Raw genomic sequence first — 1,258 nt, forward strand, 5'->3', positions numbered from 1 at the left:
GTGTAGATCTTGTTGTGGCGGCCCAGGTAGCAGGGGTCGTGGTAGGTGATGAGGCCCTCGACGGGGGTGACGGGCACGAGCCTGCCCTCGTCGATGAGGTGCTGCAGGAGCTGGGTGTGGTGGATGACTTCGTAGTCCCCGCCGAGCTGGGGGTATTCGTTGCCCAGGGTGTTGAGGCAGTGGGGGCAGGTCGCGACGATCTTCTTCGCCGACGCCGGCCTGCGGGAGGCGCCGGTGACGTTGCCCTCCTCGTCGCTCTCCTCGCCGAAGGCGGCGTTCAGAGCGGCGACGTTGTCCATGCCCAGTTCCTGGAAGAGGGGCTCGTTGCCCAGACGCCGCGCGGAGTCACCGGTGCACTTCTCGTCCCCTCCCATGATCGCGAAACTCACCCCCGCCATGTGCAGGAGTTCCGCGAAAGCCTTCGTGGTCTTCTTCGCACGGTCCTCCAGAGCACCCGCACACCCCACCCAGTACAGGTACTCCACCCCGGAAAGATCCTCGACGTCCCTGCCCACGACGGGAACCTCGAACCCGACCTCCCTGGTCCACTCCAGACGCTGCTTCTTCGCCAGCCCCCAGGGATTGCCCTTCTTCTCCAGATTCTTCAGCATCGCACCCGCCTCCGACGGGAACGCCGACTCGATCATCACCTGATACCGCCGCATGTCCACGATGTGATCGACATGCTCGATATCGACCGGACACTGCTCCACACACGCACCACACGTCGTGCACGACCACAGAACATCCGGATCAATGACCCCGCCGTCCTCCACACCCCCCACCAGCGGCCGCCCGGCCTCCGCCAGCGCCACCGCCGGCACCGACGCCAACTGCTCCGCCGACGCCCGCTCCTCCCCCTCCGCCGTCCTGCCGCCCCCGGCCAGCAGATACGGCGCCTTCGCATGCGCATGATCACGCAAAGACATGATCAGCAACTTCGGAGACAACGGCTTACCCGTGTTCCACGCCGGACACTGCGACTGACACCGCCCGCACTCCGTACACGTCGAAAAATCCAGCAGCCCCTTCCACGAAAACTGCTCCACCTGCGACACACCGAAAACATCGTCCTCACCCGGATCACCGAAATCAATCGGCCTCCCACCCGACACCATCGGCAACAACCCACCCAACGCCACCGCACCATCCGCGTTCCGCTTCAGCCAAATATTCGGAAACCCCAAAAACCGATGCCACGCCACACCCATGTTCGTGTTCAGCGACACCACGATCATCCAGATGAACGACGTGGAGA

Annotated in this window: 1 protein-coding gene; it reads right to left on the reverse strand. The window is 64.1% G+C overall.

Annotated features, from left to right (window positions below; all coding sequences use genetic code 11):
• Nucleotides 1-1,258: (Fe-S)-binding protein (locus tag ABZ354_RS28585; protein ID WP_358661620.1), on the reverse strand; the 1,258-nt coding region annotated here is incomplete at both ends.

It is taken from the genome of Streptomyces sp. NPDC005925 (assembly GCF_040638805.1).
Classification (GTDB): domain Bacteria; phylum Actinomycetota; class Actinomycetes; order Streptomycetales; family Streptomycetaceae; genus Streptomyces.